5 protein-coding genes are annotated in these 4,570 nt (G+C 54.0%); 2 read left to right on the plus strand and 3 right to left on the minus strand.

From position 1 onward, the window contains the following. Nucleotides 1-188: CcdB family protein (locus WCG50_RS17660; protein ID WP_336900908.1), on the plus strand; the 188-nt coding region annotated here is incomplete at its 5' end. A 231-nt stretch (nucleotides 189-419) separates the two neighbouring features. On the opposite strand, the gene WCG50_RS17665 is transcribed toward WCG50_RS17660, so the two are convergent. Continuing rightward, the gene (locus WCG50_RS17665) at nucleotides 420-1,463 is read right to left on the minus strand and encodes a dienelactone hydrolase family protein (protein WP_336900909.1); all 1,044 of its coding nucleotides are present in this window, start codon (nucleotides 1,461-1,463) and stop codon (nucleotides 420-422) included. Between the two features lie 255 nt (nucleotides 1,464-1,718). On the opposite strand from WCG50_RS17665, the gene WCG50_RS17670 reads away from it, so the two are divergent. Continuing rightward, nucleotides 1,719-2,057 (plus strand): hypothetical protein, encoded by a 339-nt coding sequence (locus WCG50_RS17670; RefSeq protein WP_336900910.1) that lies wholly within the window; start codon nucleotides 1,719-1,721, stop codon nucleotides 2,055-2,057. Between the two features lie 31 nt (nucleotides 2,058-2,088). Here the strand turns inward: WCG50_RS17670 and WCG50_RS17675 are convergent, their stop codons facing one another. Beyond that, the gene (locus WCG50_RS17675; RefSeq protein WP_336900911.1) at nucleotides 2,089-3,360 is read right to left on the minus strand and encodes a PAS domain S-box protein; all 1,272 of its coding nucleotides are present in this window, start codon (nucleotides 3,358-3,360) and stop codon (nucleotides 2,089-2,091) included. Between the two features lie 947 nt (nucleotides 3,361-4,307). Continuing rightward, nucleotides 4,308-4,570 (minus strand): helix-turn-helix transcriptional regulator (locus tag WCG50_RS17680; protein ID WP_336900912.1); only part of this gene is annotated, 263 nt, incomplete at its 5' end.

Here is a 4,570-nt window from a genome sequence, read left to right on the forward strand (position 1 = left end):
ATACGGGAATGGTTGGTGCGCGAATGAATCCGAAATTTTCCGTTGAGGGCATTGATGTTGTTCTTCATCCACTGGATATAGTATCCGTTGCATTGGATCAACTGGGAGAATGCATTGGTTCACTTTCCGAGCAGGGGCAGATAATTACAGACGCCCTAGATGAGTTGTTCACGCGGTCCTGGGGATAGTCCCGATTCCTCCAACACAGCAAAGCAAATGAAACTCGATCTAGAACCCACGTGGCTACGGAACTGCTGGCCGAGCATCATGGACTCAAACTGGTGACAGATGGTCGCACCTCCAGCCAGATTTCTCTGAAACTCTTTTCTTCATGACTTTATGGGGTTTTTAAAATTGATGTTTGTCTGCTGTCAGAGGAGTTGCTAAATGCTCGCTGGTGTGCGCCTCAGGTTTGAGGGTCACTTGAAGACGCTGCTTAAAAAATTGATCACTGCCTTGCCCGCAGCCTCGCGTGCCTGAGTGTTGCCTTGGACGCTGGCACCTTTGTCGGCACAGAGTTCGCGGGTGATGTCTTTGACCCTGCCCGGGGGCAGCGCTTCGCCGGTGCGACGGTCACGGGTTTTGAGGTCCAGCAGGTCAAACTCCAGCGGGCAGCCCTCTTTGGTTTTGGTGTTTAACGGCAGGTTCACGTGTCGGGTGCTGTCCAAGTCAAACTTGTGGCCAGCACCAGGCAGCACCACAAATTCGCTGGGTGTTCCTGCCGCAGCAATACGCTGCGAATAGACGCGGCAGTCACTCATGGGTGCATAGTCGTCTTTGTCACCATGCACAAACAGCATCGGCTCGGGGCTGAACGCGCCCGGCTTGGCGGCGATGGCCAGCTGACCCGCGCAGCCACCGCTGTACAACGCCACATGAGCGGCAAAGCGCAAGCCCGCTGGGGCAGAGCCCTTGACAATGGGCACCGCGCCGCTACGCACGGCCGTGATGCCACCGCGTGAGAAACCCATGACAGCGATGCGTTTCGGGTCAATCCGCGGGTGGCTGGCCAGCATGCCCAATGCGGCAAATGCATCGGCCGTGTCGGCGGCAAACGGCACCTGGCTCTGGTCTTCGCCGGTGGACTTGACCCCGCGCGGGCTGAAGACGTCGATCACGAAAACCGCGATGCCCTGCGCGTTAAGCAGTTTGGCCCAGTAAGTCAGCTGTTCCGGGTAAACGCCGCCCGAGCCGTGCACCATCACTACGGCGGGTAGCCTGGTGCTTTCAGGCGCATTGGGCGGCAGTAGCAATTCACCCTGCGCCGTGGCTGGAGGCCGAGGTCGATGGGCGTCAATCAGGTCAAGCACCGTGGCTGGTGTGCTTGACGCGTAGCTGTACAACCCGTTGCCAGGGCCGCTTTTGAAATCCGTTACGGCCAGTGTGTGTTGCGCCAGGCTGACGCCGCTGCCAAGGCAAAACCCCATACCTGCCAAGAGACACCGGCTCCAATGCGTCAACATGATTCACCCCTAATAAGTCAAGAAAACCAAGCGCAAACGCGTTGCGCACCAGCCTTTTTTACAAGCCAATAAATCATATTCTTGTGCAGAAATACTCGCAAGGCTGGTGGGTGAATGGCCGGTGGAAAGTTGTCAGTCGAATGATTAATGTCAATTTCCAGCGTTGCCCGGTCCGGAGGTGCATAGCCGTTTGTTATTCAACCAGAAAAGGTTACAACAGCCAGTGCTCAAGGCTTTGCACCGACCTCATGGATCATGATTAAATTTTGTCCCGCTTCCTTAGACCAATACATCCCGGTATCGGGCCACTTCAGCGCCGCACTTTTGCTCAGTCCGTCGCTAACAAAAGCCACCGCGCCAGTGCTGGCTTTCCCCGACCGCGGGATTGAACAGCTGGATTCCAATATTCGGCCTGGCTGCTTAGGACATGACGAAGTCTGCCATGAGCAGCCGTTGAGCGTCCTCAAAAATCATAAAACCAGCTTACCCGGAAGCTGGCAATGGCGGCAGTCGGGTAACGCTGCCTTGCAGGTTCACGTTTTCTCCATTTCTGACATTCAGCCCACATACAGCGACAGCGCGGCCAAAGGCTGACGCAGGTCGTGGCTGGCTATAGCCAACAGCGCTACTTGGTGCGGTTGGCGTGGTCCGTCACCAAGCGGGCGCTCTGCATCTCCTCATTTTTCTCCTGCAACAGCAGATCCAAGGGTGTGCGCTCTGTCACGTCGCGGGCGGCGGCAAACACACCCTGCAGGTTGCGGTCGCGGTCGTGAATAGTAGTAGCGTTGTAAGACACCACGGTTTCTTTGCCATTTCTGGCACGCACAATCAACTCGTAGTTGCTTATTTTTTGACCGATCAGCACCAAATTATTCACCACCTCAGCCCGATCGGGGTCGGTGAAATACTTTTTGAGCGGCGAGCCAATCAACTCGTCGCGGGTGCAATCGGTCAGCAACTGCATTTGCTTGTTGACGTCGGTGATGATGCCCGCCGGGTCAGTGGTGATGAGCGCGTCAATATTGGCTTCAATCAGGGAGCGGGTGTAAAACTGCTGATCGCGCAAGCGCTGGTCGAGTTTCATTTTCTCAATTTCAATCAACTTGCGAGCCGTGATGTCCCTCGTAATACCAATGAAATGGGTCAATATTCCTTGTGTATCCAGCACTGGCGAGATCGTCAAGTCGTTCCAGAATACGCTGCCGTCCTTGCGGTAATTGAGTATCTCGCCGGCGAAGTAAGTGAGGGTTTCCCGGGCCATGCGAATTTCGGCGACGGTCTTCGGATCAGTACGTGGTCCCTGAACAAAAAGGCAAGTGTGACCCAGGATTTCTGATTCATCAAACCCCGTGATAGCCATGAACGCATCATTCACAGAGACGATGAGACCATCAGCGCTAGAGATCAGTACGCCTTGCGACACAGCCTTGAGGGCCAAGTCGCTCACGCGCAGTTTTTCGTCAGCCTGCTTGCGCACTGTGATGTCGGTTAACGTGACGCCCACGATCGGCGATCCATCTGGTGTTCTGCAACGCGACTCCAGAATCACCGTGACCGTGCTGGCGTCAGCGCGCTTGACCTCAAGTTCACAGCTCAGTGTGGCATCGGACTGCAGCGTGCGTTTGAAGTGCAGATGCCAGCGGTCCGCGTGCTTTTGTATCAGGTGCCGCGCAAACGGTTGACCATACAAATGCTTTTTACTCTGTCCCAGCAGAGTTGCTGCGGCAAAGTTGGCTTCAGTGATGCGGCCTTCGTGCGACAGTGTGAGATAGCCCACGGGGGAAAATTCGTAGAGGTCGCGGTCGCGGTTCCTAGACTGCTCCAACGCGAGGTGCATGCACCGCATCTCCTCGTTCTGCACCTCCAATTCGGCTTTGAGCACGTGAAGCTCATGCATGACCACGTCCGGTAATCGGGAATCAAGACTCGGCTTCAATATCGAAGTGAGTTGATCGTCGCAAATTTTCCGCAGTACAGTGGCGCGGAGATGCTCTTCTTTGTAGCCAGAATTCATAATCGGATTACCGACTAAGGCTGACGAACTGGCAGCACACGCCCGATGCAAGGCGGCCAATACGGGCAGAGAACACGACAGCGTGTGACATCCCTGGACTGTGTCTGAGCGAGCAGGTAAAAGTCGAACTGAATTGAGGCATTTTTTAGGCCTTTGTTCTTTAATTGCAGAGGGCAGTGCAGTAATGGCCCCAACTGGGACTCCCTGCAATCATAGTAGCCATGTTTCACCGAAACTCAGGATTTTTTGATTTTTATCATGCTGCACTGAGTTGAAATATTGGAGCGAAAACATCAAGGACTGTTTCTCGCAATGGCAATCCGTTCGTCCATGCGTTTTGAGTCTGCGTAAGGCTGGCCTCGGTCGTTGACGGCATGGCAGTCTGTGTTTGACCGAATAAGAACAATTTCAATGTTGAAGAAGTGATCCTCAAGCGAGCGTATCCATGACAACGTCGAAAATTTCGCGAACAACGTTGCCATTTTTAGTTTTTTCGTGTCAACCAACAGATTTACGATTCAATGTGATGCAAACGCCGGGGTAACTGGCATGAGAAAAGTCGCTGAATTGGATGGCACTGAAGCTGACCGTGGCGAACGACTCTTCACGCTGCCTTGCAGGTCCACGTTTTCCTCCATTGCAGCCGTTCGGTTTGACGGCAGCTTAGGAGAAAAGTGGCTGACTCAAGAATATCTCAGATGACATTGGGTTTCACGAAGTGACTGCCGGTTAGCTGTCATTTTGTGCAGAGGAGTTTTAATGTCTATCGAAAGGTTAAATACACTGACTTCATCCGTGTTTTTTTTGAGGTCTTTGAAGATTGGTTTTCATCAGGGGCGAGCAATGGCCGCAACCCAACTACTGGGTGAAACCCCGGTGCGCCGGGCAAACGCTCGTGCAAACGCGTTCTCATTGGAGTAACCCACGGCAGGTGCAACAGCTTTCAAAGGCTTGCCGCGTTTGAGCAAGCCCTGCGCGATGCTGATGCGCCAGTCGGTTAGATAGTCCATGGCGGTAGCCCCCACAACGTCCAAAAATTGCTTGGCGAATCGTGAACGAGACATGGCGGCAACACCCGCCAGTGTTTCAAGCG

It is taken from the genome of Rhodoferax sp. (assembly GCF_037143375.1).
Lineage (GTDB): Bacteria > Pseudomonadota > Gammaproteobacteria > Burkholderiales > Burkholderiaceae_C > Rhodoferax.